The organism is Pseudoalteromonas maricaloris (assembly GCF_024746855.1).
Taxonomy (GTDB): Bacteria; Pseudomonadota; Gammaproteobacteria; order Enterobacterales; family Alteromonadaceae; genus Pseudoalteromonas; species Pseudoalteromonas maricaloris.
Map to the genome: position 1 here is coordinate 3311631 of NZ_CP024625.1, position 12493 is coordinate 3324123.

The 12493-nt window shown below is 42.5% G+C and carries 13 protein-coding genes; 5 read left to right on the forward strand and 8 right to left on the reverse strand.

The genetic code is table 11. From position 1 onward, the window contains the following. Positions 1–18 precede the first annotated feature (18 nt). Entirely contained in the window at positions 19–840 is an 822-nt protein-coding gene (gene cysE / locus CTT31_RS14595) for a serine O-acetyltransferase (RefSeq protein ID WP_010607638.1), read from the reverse strand. Between the two features lie 243 nt (positions 841–1083). Here cysE and CTT31_RS14600 point away from each other — a divergent pair, with 243 nt between their 5' ends. Continuing rightward, a complete protein-coding gene (locus CTT31_RS14600) occupies positions 1084–1491 on the forward strand; it encodes a diacylglycerol kinase (RefSeq protein ID WP_010374636.1) in 408 nt (135 codons plus the stop codon). Between the two features lie 76 nt (positions 1492–1567). On the opposite strand, the gene CTT31_RS14605 is transcribed toward CTT31_RS14600, so the two are convergent. Further along, positions 1568–4444: a M16 family metallopeptidase gene (locus CTT31_RS14605; RefSeq protein WP_260491514.1), complete on the reverse strand. Its 2877-nt coding sequence runs from the start codon at positions 4442–4444 to the stop codon at positions 1568–1570. Between the two features lie 270 nt (positions 4445–4714). Here CTT31_RS14605 and CTT31_RS14610 point away from each other — a divergent pair, with 270 nt between their 5' ends. Then, positions 4715–5671, forward strand: coding sequence for a methylenetetrahydrofolate reductase (locus tag CTT31_RS14610; RefSeq protein ID WP_069022749.1), 957 nt, complete (start codon positions 4715–4717; stop codon positions 5669–5671). 79 nt (positions 5672–5750) lie between these two features. On the opposite strand, the gene CTT31_RS14615 is transcribed toward CTT31_RS14610, so the two are convergent. From CTT31_RS14615 to folB, 3 genes are read right to left on the reverse strand one after another with little or no spacing between them, the layout of a single operon-like run. Beyond that, positions 5751–6551 carry an undecaprenyl-diphosphate phosphatase gene (locus CTT31_RS14615; RefSeq protein ID WP_010607635.1) on the reverse strand — a complete coding sequence of 267 codons (801 nt, stop codon included), beginning with the start codon at positions 6549–6551 and terminating at the stop codon, positions 5751–5753. Beyond that, positions 6548–7036 (reverse strand): 2-amino-4-hydroxy-6-hydroxymethyldihydropteridine diphosphokinase, encoded by a 489-nt coding sequence (gene folK / locus CTT31_RS14620; protein WP_010374632.1) that lies wholly within the window; start codon positions 7034–7036, stop codon positions 6548–6550. The genes CTT31_RS14615 and folK overlap by 4 nt, the downstream gene beginning before the upstream one ends. 6 nt (positions 7037–7042) lie before the next feature. Next, the gene (gene folB, locus CTT31_RS14625) at positions 7043–7393 is read right to left on the reverse strand and encodes a dihydroneopterin aldolase (RefSeq protein WP_017216518.1); all 351 of its coding nucleotides are present in this window, start codon (positions 7391–7393) and stop codon (positions 7043–7045) included. Between the two features lie 124 nt (positions 7394–7517). Between folB and plsY the strand changes: the two genes are divergently transcribed. Continuing rightward, a complete protein-coding gene (gene plsY / locus CTT31_RS14630; RefSeq protein ID WP_029215929.1) occupies positions 7518–8108 on the forward strand; it encodes a glycerol-3-phosphate 1-O-acyltransferase PlsY in 591 nt (196 codons plus the stop codon). Between the two features lie 261 nt (positions 8109–8369). On the opposite strand, the gene tsaD is transcribed toward plsY, so the two are convergent. The 3 genes from tsaD to CTT31_RS14645 are packed head-to-tail and all read right to left on the reverse strand — an operon-like array spanning position 8370 to position 10357. After that, positions 8370–9383, reverse strand: a complete 1014-nt coding sequence (gene tsaD, locus CTT31_RS14635) for a tRNA (adenosine(37)-N6)-threonylcarbamoyltransferase complex transferase subunit TsaD (protein WP_039491368.1) — start codon at positions 9381–9383, stop codon at positions 8370–8372. 49 nt (positions 9384–9432) lie between these two features. Continuing rightward, entirely contained in the window at positions 9433–10026 is a 594-nt protein-coding gene (locus CTT31_RS14640) for a YjaG family protein (protein WP_010374628.1), read from the reverse strand. Beyond that, the gene (locus CTT31_RS14645) at positions 10010–10357 is read right to left on the reverse strand and encodes a putative signal transducing protein (protein ID WP_010607629.1); all 348 of its coding nucleotides are present in this window, start codon (positions 10355–10357) and stop codon (positions 10010–10012) included. Before CTT31_RS14645 ends, CTT31_RS14640 begins: the two co-directional genes overlap by 17 nt. A 109-nt stretch (positions 10358–10466) precedes the next feature. On the opposite strand from CTT31_RS14645, the gene CTT31_RS14650 reads away from it, so the two are divergent. Further along, on the forward strand, positions 10467–10865 hold the full coding sequence (locus CTT31_RS14650) for a DUF2721 domain-containing protein (RefSeq protein WP_010374626.1): 399 nt from the start codon (positions 10467–10469) through the stop codon (positions 10863–10865). 58 nt (positions 10866–10923) lie between these two features. After that, positions 10924–12447 (forward strand): DUF3369 domain-containing protein, encoded by a 1524-nt coding sequence (locus tag CTT31_RS14655; RefSeq protein ID WP_039491371.1) that lies wholly within the window; start codon positions 10924–10926, stop codon positions 12445–12447. The last annotated feature ends 46 nt before the right edge of the window (positions 12448–12493 follow it).

The following is a 12493-nucleotide window of genomic DNA, read 5'->3' on the forward strand; positions in this document are numbered from 1 at the left end:
ATTTTTAATCTAATAACTTTACAACATCGCTGAAGTGATAGACTCATTTTCGAGCCTATCATCGTCTTCTAGGAAGTTTTGGTTCATACTCTCTGCAGGACATGGGCATGATGGCTTACCAACCACCTTAGCTGGGATCCCCACTACAGTAGTGTGCGGTGCTACAGGGCTGAGTACAACAGAACCTGCCCCAATTCGAGCGCCCTCTCCTACTTCAATGTTGCCAAGTACTTTGGCACCAGCACCAATCAATACACCGGCGCGGATTTTCGGGTGACGGTCACCCTGCTCGTTACCCGTACCACCAAGTGTGACTGATTGCAGGATAGAAACATTATCTTCAATAACCGCGGTTTCACCAATGACTATACCAGTCGCATGGTCAAACATAATACCATGACCGACTTTACAAGCAGGATGGATGTCAACACCGAATACTTCAGAGGTTCTGCTCTGTATAAAGCGAGCCAGCTCTTTTCTGTCTTGACGCCATAAGCAGTATGCCAATCGATGTGCTTGGATTGCATGAAAACCTTTCAGATTTAAAATTACGTTGAGATAACTATCGGCAGCTGGGTCGCGATCTTTAACGGCTTTTATATCATGTGCAACATGAGTCAGCATGGTGTCGCAGTGCACAAAGGCTTGATCGAACAGCTCGCGAATTGTAAATGCTGACACCACCGCATCCGCTAGCTTATTCGCAACGATAAAGCTTAATGCAGAACCAAGACACTCGTGATTTAAAATACTCGAGTAAACGTGACTAGCAAGTAATGGTTCGCGAGCAACCAACTCATTGGCCTCTTCGCGTAACTTATTCCAAATCTCATGTCTCATGTGACGAACTTCCGATAATACTGATACTTCTCATAGTGTAACGCTTAGAGTCATTAAGTGTCATGTATTATAAAAAATCAGGCTTCAAACACTTGGTTATATCTAATAACCAACCAACATATTTTAGTACGGTTTTAAATGCCCTCTGTTGGACCAAAGATTCTTACAATTTAGCACTGTCGAACTGAGTAGATCTTCGTATAATAACGCCCCATTGAATACTACCAACGCGGGATCGCTAATATGTCGATAAAGATCAAGACAACGGATACCAACAAACCAAATGGCACAGGGCTTGCGCGAATAATCAAAGCAACGCATTGCTCAGCGAAAGGAATGAAAGCGGCTTATAAAGAAGAGTCGGCATTTAGACAAGAAACGTGGTTACTGGTGGCAAGTCTTCCTTTATCAATCATATTGGCGCAAAGTATTGCTCAGTGGGCCTTATTGGTCGGTAGTGTACTGTTGATATTGGTCATAGAACTCATCAACTCGGCAATCGAAGCACTGACAGATCGAGTGAGTACAGAGCATCACTTACTATCTGGTCGTGCAAAAGATATGGCATCAGCGGCCGTTACGCTGACATTATTAATTAGCTCGTTAATTTGGATAGCTGCCGCAGTGGAGTGGTTCAACACCATAACCTAACATTACGCGTGGTTTTGACACAAAAAAAATGGCGGCTAAATTTTTAGCCGCCATTTTTTATTAAGCTGAATAATCGTTATTCAAACACTTTTTCTACATCCAACGTTTTAATATTCTTACTTGGAATATTGAGCGGGTATGTAGCAATTTCAGCATCTTCTGCCAGTAATACATCTGGCTTTTTCGTGTTATAAGTCATAGGAGATGACTGCTCAGCACTTAGGCGCTGCGCCATATCTTTTGCATCGCCAGTGATAAACACATAGTGAATATCTTCGGTCTGCAAGTTCTCTTTGATAACACGATTGATGTCTTCAACAGACAGTGACGCTAGCTGCTTTGTCACATAAGCAACAAACTCATCGGTGTTGTAGAACTGGCTATCAAGTGCATAACCGAGCTGTCTATCTTGGCTCGCCACCATTTGCGGCACAAAGTTGATTAAGAAGTTACGTGTTGCTTCAAAGTCTGCTTTGCTCATCCCTTCTTTGATCAGCTTATCGAGTTCAAACAATGCGGTACGCGTTGCAAAATGGGCATCGTTATTAGAACGAAGTGGGCGTAACCACACTTGGAAAATTTGCTCACTACGACCTAAGTTTGCATCCGGCTTAGTTTGGAACATACCACGAGGGAAGTATTCGATATATGCATAATCACCATAGTTCATGCCACGAACCTGACGGATACGCTGGTACAAGTGGCTGTTTGAACTGCGGTGCTCACCAAAGTATGAACGCACCAACCAAAGCGCGGCCCAGTCTTTGCTGCTACGAACCGTGTCGATTGGGAAACCAAAAGACACCGCTGTTGATTTTGCATTCTTTTCTACGATGGTTGCGTGATGGCCAGACAGTTTAGGGGCATCAGGCACTTGTAAACGCGCTTCTTCACCTTTAGGTAAAGCCGCAAGGTCGTTAAACATCGCTTCTTTTAGCTGTTTATCGAGTGCACCAGTAATACCCACGTTGAGTTTAGCTTGAGTAAATTGCTGAGCGTAAAAAGCCTTAACGTCATCTAAAGTGATTGCTTCTAAGTCTGATAAATCACCAAAGTTATAGCTTTCGTATGGGTGGCCTTTGTACAACTCATGATAAAGCACTTCTTTACCTAGCTCTTCATCATTTGACGCTTTCAAACCAGCCTTAATGCCGTCGATTAGCTCTTTTTTCAGACGTTTAAAATCATCTTCTCTGAACCCTGGGTTTAAAAGCTGCTGACTCACAATGCCATACCATTGATCAGCATTGTCTTTATGAATACGACCACGTAAAGAAATCATTTCTTTATCGATTTGATAGCCAAAGCTACCAGCGATCGGGTACAGCGCCTTTTGAATTTCTTTGTATGATTGCGACTCACTTCCGCCTTTGGCAATCATAGCCGCAGTAAGCGCAGCAAGACCTTTTTTACCTGCAGGATCGGCAGCAGCACCTGTGTAAAAAAGAAAATTCACATCCACCAGCGGTGAGTTATTAGTCTTGTCTAATACGTTGAAATGACGCGTTACTGGCTTGTCCATTTTTGCCACTAACTTATCTAAGTTAACTTCCTTATCAAAACCAGAGACAGACTCAAGTGCAGACATAGTCACCGTTGTGCGGCTGCTGTCCACAAAGTATTTATTGGCAATATCACGAATATCTTTTGCAGTGACTTTATCTGCACTTGCATACAGTTCATTCACCACTTCAGGATCACGCTCAAAATGCATGTAGCTCGCGAGTGTCGAAGCAATAGATTGTGATGAGTCAAGGCCGTTAATAAAACTGTACTTTAGGTTTGATTTAAGTGCAGCAAGTTTATTTTCATCTACCAGCTCTGTGCGTGCTTTTGCGTAAGTGTTATTGATTGCATCACGCACTGTCGCCAAATCTTTTTCATCTTCTACTTTAACGAAAACATGCAGAAGACCTGGGTCTTTGGTTTCAGGGTTATAGGTAAACATTTGGCTTGCAAGCTGTTTATCTACCACCAGCTCTTGATACAGCGCTGAATTTTCAGAGAAATAAAGCTGCGAGATCAGATCAAGTGCCGCTCGGTCTTTTTTCTTCGGCTCCCATGCAGTACCTTTATACGAAACTAGCAACCAGTGACCCGGTAAGCCATCATATTTTTCGTGAACGTAACGCGCTTTGTCTTGCTTTGGCTCAACAGGAATATCGGCTTGGTAGTCACCCTTTTTCCAATTACCCCAATGCTTTTTCACCATAGCCATAGTTGCTTTAGGGTCCACATCGCCTACGATCACAAGTGATACATATTCAGGCTTGTAAAAACGCTCAAAGAAGGTTTTACCATAGGCCATTTGATCTGGCATTGCTTCGATGTCTTCAAAAAAGCCCATCGTTGTGTGCTTATAGGTATGTTTATCAAATGCTTCTTTTCTTACCGCAGAAAGCAGTTTTCGAACTGGGCTGGCATTATTTTTAAGGTATTCACCTTTCACAGTTAGTGCTTCGGTGCGGAACTGTTCTTCACTGTATGTCAGGTTTTGAAAGATATCCGCTTCGATTTCTAATACTTTATCTAAATGCTGCTTTGAGAAATTTAAGTGGTAGTTCGTGTAGTCATTGGTAGTGTACGCACGATTATCAACACCTGAGTTTTTCAAAATGTCCGAATAAACGTCTTGTGGATACTTTTCTGAGCCTTTGAACATCATATGCTCAAAGAAGTGAGCAAAGCCGGTTTTACCCGCTTCTACTTCATTACGCGAACCAACAGAAACCGGAATTTGAAGCGACACTACATCAGGATAGTTAGTTTTAACTACCATGACGCGAAGGCCATTTTCTAGCTCTTCCAAAACATAATCTTGGGCGAATACTTTATTGGATTGGGCAGCTTGAGTACTTACAGCTGACTGTTGAGCTTGGTCTGAATTCGTCGCTGCACAGCCACTAAGCGCTAAGCTTACGGCAAAGCTGGTTGCTAGTAATTTGAATTTCATGAATTTGGTCCTAATCATATTTTTTATTCTAAGTAAGTCGTGTTCACTTACGTTAGCAAACCTCCTGATTATGCCCCAAAGTCATACTAATTCGCTAATTTCCAAGGTGATTTACCACCCTAATGTGTAAACAAATATGAAATTTTGATTTGAGCACTTGAGATTAATTCATAATTATTGAAATTCTTTCATTAAAAAAATCTATCTAGACGTCTAAATGGCTGCTATATTAGTAAAGAGATACAGAAATGCTTTTGTGGAATGAGGATTATGGCTTTAACGCTTCAAGAGAAAATCATTGACCCTAACCAAGGGGTATATTTAATTGGTACCACACCACCTAAGATTGGCACCGACCCAGAACAGCTAAAATCAATTGCCGCTAAACTTTTGGGCCGTTTACATGAGATTGAATACGACGGCGTGATCATCTACGACATTCAAGATGAAAGCAGCCGTACTCAAGTACCACGCCCATTTCCTTTTAAGCACACCGTTGATCCGTGTGAATATAGCCAGTTGATCCGCGAATTGTCACACCTTGATGTAATTACGTATAAAAGTGTGGCACAGCGCGATAGTGAAGCTTTTGGCAATTGGTTAAGCAGCACTAAACAGCAATATGGGTTGAACAATCTAGTATTAGTGGGCAGCCCGTCTTCACAAGGCGATATTAAGTTGCCGCTTTCTGAAGCCTATAAGGTATTGAAGCATCACCAAGATGACTTTTTCTTGGGTGGTGTAACCATCGCAGAGCGCCATGCCAGTAAGCGTAATGAACACGAAAGGCTGATAGATAAAACAGAGCAAGGCTGCCAATTCTTTGTTTCCCAAGCAGTGTATGACGCTCAAGCAACCATAGATCTTATCACAAGTTATGCTCGCACCTGTAAACAGCAAGGGCAAACACCAAAACGCATTATTCTTACCTTTACTCCATGTGGTGGAGAAAAGACCTTGCAGTTTATGGAGTGGCTGGGGATCTCAGTACCAGAAGCAACCAAATGGCGCATGTTAGATGCAGACAATACACTAAGTGAGTCAATTCGTATTTGTAGAGAGAATCTAGATCAAATCTTAAAAAGCTGCTCACATCTAGATATTTCTCTTGGCTTAAATATTGAGAGCTTAACAAACCGCAAAGAAGAAATAGATGCATCGATAAACCTTTACAGGCTATTGAAGGCGACCATGGAATTATGCCTTGCGGAAAAGCAAATTGCTTAATGCAGTCTAGTAAACTGAAAAAGCCAGCTTCATCAAGCTGGCTTTTCTGTTAACCTTGCTGGATTATTCAAAGCCCAGATTAACTTAGACTCAAGAAAGCGATTAATCCCACCCCAAGTAACAAGCGGTAAATGACAAATGGCATCATACCCATGCGCTCTATGATTTTCAGAAAAAAGAAGATACAGGCATAAGCAGAGATAAACGACAGTGCCGCACCACTTAATAACGCATTCCAATCAACCACTTCATCGCCGGTAGCAAGCTCTAAACTGTAATACAGCCCCATCATAGAAATGACTGGAATAGACATTAAAAACGAAAAGCGCGCCGCACTTTTCTTATCAAGCCCGAGTAATAAACCTGCGGTGATGGTAATGCCTGAACGCGATGTGCCGGGAATAACAGCGGTAATTTGCGCAAGTCCCAATATCAGCGCGCTTTTCCAGTTTAAGGCAAATTCGTCTTTGATTTGTTTCGCTTTCACGTCGGCGTACCAAAGCAGTAAACCAAATACTATCGTCGATGTTGCAATCACCCAAGCACTACGTAAGTAAACTTCTACGATGTCTTTAAGTAGTGGGGCTAAGATCACGAATGGAATGGTGGCAACCACAATACACCAAGTCAGCCGGCTTTCTTTCGAGTGCGTACCTGAGAATGATTTGAACCATCCTGCCAGTAGGCTGACAATGTCTTGTCGAAAATAAATAACGACAGCCAGTAAAGTACCGACATGAACAGCAACATCAAAGGCAAGACCCTGATCTTGCCAACCTAGTACCTGAGAAGGTAGCAGTAAGTGGGCAGAACTCGAAATAGGTAAAAATTCAGTGAGACCTTGAATAATTGCAAGGACGACAATCTCAATAAAGCTCATTGCTTGGGAAACTCCACTTTCCATAATTTTTGAGTTGGGTTGTGATACTCCTGCCATAACTGAGCAATGGTTTTACCCTCAACAGGATGGATAAAATCAGGAGCTAGTTCAGCTAATGGCTGAAGCACGAAGGCATTTTTGGTTATTTCATCCCGAGGCAACTGAGCGGGTGATGAACAAATAAGGTGGTCATAAAAGAGAATATCGAGATCTAATGTGCGTGGACTAAACTTCTTTTCACTACAGCGACGACCATGATCGTATTCTATCGACTTGAGCAGTTTATACACTTCGTCTAAAGACAGCTGTGTTTGTGCAGCAAAGACCGAATTATAAAAGTTATTTCCTGCAAATCCGACGGCTTCACTCTCAAAAACACTCGAATGTTGAAAATCCGGAAAGTGTTCTATCAATACCCTCAAGCCACTCAGCAAATTTTTTTCTTTTTCTATGTTTGAGCCGAGACTGATAAAAATTTGTGCCATGATAATCTACTTCTTACGCACAATTTCTACACCAACCGTTTGTGCTTGTGGCACGGCAGCAGGTTTACTCACTTTTATAAGCACTTGTTGTACATTAAATTCATTTAGGATCATTGCAGCAAGCTGTTCAACTAAGGTTTCTAATAGCTCAACGGGTTTTGCTTGGGTATGCGCAATAATACGCTCACTCACTTTGGCATAATCAACCGCCAAATTAATATCGTCATGGCGAGCGGCAGCGCTAATATCGGTCAACATCTCAACATCAAAGTAAAGGCTTTGTTTACTTTCTTTTTCAAAGTCGTACACTCCTATTATGGCTTCGACGTGTAGCTGTGAGATATAGACTTTATCCATGTAAACTCCAAACATGTTTATCGCTGTAATTCACCCGCATTTTCTAATCGCAATTCGCGATCTGTGCAGGACTTAAGACCGCCGATCATAGCCCAAAACAACGCAATAAAAAATAAGGAAGACAGTGTTAATCAGTTTAATGTGCGTATGTGCTTATTTATTGGGATCGATTTCCTCAGCGATTCTGGTGTGTCGGTTATTCAACCTGCCAGATCCACGCTTTAATGGTTCTAATAATCCAGGCGCAACCAATGTATTAAGATTGGGAGGAAAGATCCCAGCTGCGCTAGTGCTCGTCTTCGATATTTTAAAGGGAACCATCCCGGTGTGGGGAGCTTACTTTCTGAAAATAGAGCCTGTATGGCTAGGTGCAATAGCCGTAAGCGCATGCCTAGGCCACATTTATCCTATTTTCTTCCACTTTAACGGTGGTAAAGCAGTAGCAACAGCATTTGGTGCGCTATTACCCATCGGCTTGTCATTGGGTGGGCTATTGATTAGTACGTGGCTCGTGGTGCTAGCGCTAACACGCTACTCTTCACTCGCAGCGATTGTCGCAGTCGCAGCTGCTCCACTTTACACATGGTGGATAAAACCGCTTTATACGGTGCCGGTAAGCTTTTTAACTGTGGTGATTATTATTCGTCATAGAGCAAATATTAAAAGGCTCTTGAGTGGTAAAGAGCCCAAGGTGGGGAAAAAGTCTAAAGACTAGGGCCTGTTTACCTTTCAAGTTTGTTTTTGCAGCAGTTTGATTGGTATTTGTACAAGGCAGAGCCTGCGTAGCATAGTTATTCTATGTGAGTCAGGCGAGAACACAGTAGAAATGCTAATCAAGCGCTGCCCTTTGGGTTCACCTGAGTGCGCTTTGTTCATTGTTGCTCAACTTTTGCCTAGATTACTAGGCGGCAAGTCGAGCGTCGCGACCAAAACACACTCAGGAGAACAAAAATCAAACAGCAAAGATCAACAGACCCTAGACTTTTTCTAGACTATCCAGCGGCCAACGCGGTTTAGTCTTCATATCAAGTGGCGCATGCTGACCTGCTTTTAGGCGCTGCATTCCTGCATAAGCTATCATCGCCCCATTGTCTGTACAAAATTCAGTGCGCGGGTAATAAACTCGCCCTTTCATACCAAGCATCATGCGCTCAAGCTTTTGCCTAAGTTCAGTATTGGCGCTGACGCCACCTGCAATCACCAGGCTTTTAATGCCTGTTTCTTTCAGTGCTCGCTTACACTTGATCGCTAGCGTTTCTACGACTGCGGTTTGAAAAGCATGAGCAATATCTGCTTTCGTTTGCTCGTCATCGCCTTCATTACGGATCGTGTTTGCCGCTGCGGTTTTTAATCCACTGAAACTAAAATCCAGACCAGGTCTGTCTGTCATCGGTTTTGGAAAAGTAAATCGCCCTGCTTTACCCTGTGTCGCCATTTTCGCAAGCATTGGGCCGCCAGGATAATCAAGACCGAGCAGCTTTGCGGTTTTATCAAATGCTTCACCAGCGGCATCATCTACTGACTCACCAAGTACCTCATACTCACCGATACCTGAGACTTTGACCATCATGGTATGGCCACCAGAGACTAGCAGCGCAACGAATGGGAACTCTGGTTTATCGTCTTCAAGCATAGGGGCAAGCAAATGGCCTTCCATATGATGTACGGCAACGGCAGGGATCCCCCAACCAAATGCTAACGAGCGACCAATTGAGGTGCCAACCAACAAAGCACCGACCAAACCCGGCCCTGCGGTGTAAGCAATGCCATCAAGATCTTCTGGACCACAACCCGCTTGGGCGAAAGCAGCTTCAATAAGAGGAATTGTTTTGCGTACATGATCACGAGAAGCAAGTTCAGGCACTACCCCACCATAATCGGCGTGTACTTTTACCTGAGAATATAATTGATGTGCCAACAGCCCTTGCTCATCATCATAAATAGCAATACCCGTCTCATCACATGAGGATTCTATACCCAAAATACGCAAGTTACTTTCTCCAAACTCTTTACTGCAGCCGCTGATTATACGAAATCAACTACTCAAGTTCCAAACCAATATTTGTTTGGCCGTCAGCTAGTGCCAAGGCCTTTAGCGACTTCACCGATTCGCTGCTAATACGCCCCATATTTTCCACATGCTCGATAAGCTCAGCGAGGATTTCAATTTCATACTGCATCTGCGGGTGTTCACGCACTAACTCATTCGTTGGAGATATATCTTCCGCCATCAACATAAATTCGATGTATTTGGCTACCGTTGCCTGAGAAATTTTGGCAACGCTTACAAACTCATGTTCATCTTTTGTCATCAGACCTTGCAACATGCCTAACAGCGCTGTCGCTACGTCGATTGCGGGATAGGTACCAAACATATCAAACTCACTGAGCTCAGGTACATTTGGTTCTACCTTTTCAACCAGCTTTTCTAAGCTAATTTTGCTCTTAGGCAGTAATATTTTCTCCCAAATTAAATTCAGCGCATTTCTGAGTACTTGCTCGTCGCCAAAACCCGTTGCCTCACTAAATAGTGAATAATTTGGCAACATACGTTCAATAATAGCAGCGCCTAAGACTGCTTTTTGAAGATAATTTAACTCTCTAATTCTTTGAAAGTTATTTGCTTTGCTCATGCTTATTTCCACATTGCCAGCAATATTCAAACGCTGGTCCATTTAATTCTGCACAGTGATTACATAGCCAATCCGACAGCTCGGCGGCACTGCGATGACGTGATTTGTTATAGTTTACCAATATTTCCTGAGCCTCGGGTAACTTTATTGCATAAACAAAGAGCTTGATGGCAGCTTGCTCTGCTGGAATTTCACCAATAGCCCCTGACAAATGCTCACCTTGTAAGCGAACCTGAATATTCGCTTGTTCTAGTTGACCTTTGAGCAAATGTGCTTCAACAAAGCCGCTGATAGCGCACAATTGCACCCAATGAAAAGACTGTTCACTCATTGCATTATCTTCACTATCGAATTAGCACTCAATGTGCTCATTTGTTTCTTGATAAAATCATTCATTATCATCACACTTAAACATCAAGCCATTCCATTAAAATACGACTATGACTCTAACAACACCGGGCCTATTATTCCCAGCAATTTCTTTATTGCTACTCGCTTACACCAATCGCTTTTTGGTACTCGCACAATTGATCCGTGAATTAAACGCCCGAGAAGGCGACACCATAAGATCCTTGGTTAAAGCACAAATAGAAAACTTAAGAAAACGAATTAGATTGATCAGACGAATGCAAGTATGGGGCGTCATCGCATTTTTACTCTGCACGTCTTCAATGTTTGCCCTGTTTCTTGAAATATCCTTACTTGGCGTCACATTGTTTGGTGCGAGTCTGTGTAGCCTAACCTTGTCATTGCTACTTTCTCTTTATGAAATCCACATTTCTTGCGATGCAATCGAACTAGAATTGCAAAATATCGAGAAAAAACCTCAACAAGATTAGCGGCCTTGTTACTGCCGACTATACTAACGTTGAGTCAGCATAAAAAGAGGAGCAATCTGTGAGCGGATTTTTGTTCTCAGATGAAGTGCTAGAAAGCCCTACAAATAAAATGGCCGAAACCTACTGGGATATTCTGGTTGTAGATGATGAAGAAGACATTCACCAAGTGACTAAACTGGTGTTGTCTGGCTTTAAATTTGAGAATAAAGCACTGAGATTTCATCACGCCTACTCTGCACAAGAAGCAAAAGCCATCTTGGACACGGAGCAGAATATCTCTGTAGGCCTCATTGATGTCGTAATGGAAAGTAATCATGCAGGGCTTGATTTAGTGCGATATATCCGCGATGACTTAGCAAACTTTGATATTCGCCTTGTCCTGCGTACTGGGCAGCCAGGAGAAGCCCCGGAAGAATCGGTCATTCGCGATTACGATATTAATGACTATAAGAACAAAACCGAGCTCACTGCCGTCAAGCTAAAAACACTACTCTATTCTGCTTTACGGGCTCACCGGGATATTCAAACCATCGAAAAGCACAAAATGGGACTTGAACGCATTATTGATGCATCCTCAAACTTTTTGAAGTGTAGCAATATTCAGGATTTCGCATCAACCATATTATCTCATGTATCCGCTGTAATGGGATTATCTGATTCGGAAATATATTGCGCAGCTGCGGTAAATCACCAAGCCAACGAACCGACAAAATTTAAACTACTTGCAGCCTCAGGGGCTGGCGTAGAACCTAGTAATGTTACCTTGCCCGAGAATGTACAAAATCTGTTTATAGAAACACATAATAAAAAAGCATCGCTCAAAACCCGTAATGAATATATTGGCTATTTCCCTTCTAGAGAAGGGAGTGAAACGATGATTTATGTGAGTAAGGACAGCGAACTTCATAGCATGGATTTCCAGCTACTTGAATTTTTTGCAAACAATATTGCACTAGCCTACGACAACTTGAAGTTGCGTGAAACCGTCAAAGATTCTCAAAAAGAGCTTTCTTATATTTTAGGTGAAGCCGTCGAAAAACGCTCGAAAGAAACAGGCTCGCACGTAAAACGCGTGGCACATTATAGTATGCTTTTAGCTCAGCTTTACGGACTCTCTCACTACCAAGCAGAAATCATCAAACTCGCCTCTCCACTCCATGACATTGGCAAAATCAGTATTCCAGATCAAATCTTAAATAAACCCGGAAAACTCACTGATGAAGAATGGATAATTATGCAGACGCATGCGCAGCAAGGGTTTGAAATCTTAAAAAATTCAACAAATGAGATTTTGCAGTGTGGCGCATTAATCGCACATCAACATCACGAAAAGTGGGATGGTTCAGGCTATCCTAGGGGTTTAAAGGGAGAGCAAATTAACATTGTCGGCAGGATCACTGCTCTGGCAGATGTCTTTGATGCACTAGGAAGTGAGCGGTGTTATAAACCCGCTTGGCCACTAGATAAAGTAATAGATTTGCTAAATACTCAAAGTGGTAAACAATTTGAACCCAAATTGGTTGACCTTTTTCTAAAAAATCTGGAACAATTTATTGAGATACGTGACAGGTATCCTGACTAACTTTGTAATCAGAATGTAAAAACTTCACTTTCTTTTTCCCGATTGG